The organism is Bacillus sp. mrc49, from assembly GCF_002803435.1.
On record NZ_PHNG01000356.1, the window covers coordinates 1 to 338 of the forward strand.

Genomic DNA, 338 nt, shown 5'->3' on the forward strand with positions numbered 1-338 from the left:
CAGACTTGCTGGACAGGATAACAAAAATGCTGTCGTCCGGACGGTAGGTGTTCTTGACAAACAGGAAATCGCTGTCTTGAAAGACCATTTCAAGGAGGATTACGGAGCAGAGCCGAATGTAAGCACCGTATCACCGACGGTAGGGAAAGAGCTGGCGAAAAATGCCATCATTGCCTTGACGATTGCCTCCCTCGGGATCATCTTGTATGTATCGATACGGTTTGAATGGCGAATGGCCGTACCGGCCGTCGTGGCGCTGATACATGATGCATTTTTCATCATCACGATTTTTAGTCTGCTTCGCCTTGAGGTGGATATCACTTTCATTGCTGCGGTTC

1 pseudogene is annotated in these 338 nt (G+C 48.8%); it reads left to right on the plus strand.

The features are described 5' to 3' along the window. A pseudogene (locus CVN76_RS02300) lies at positions 1–338 on the plus strand (protein translocase subunit SecDF); the annotation flags it as partial.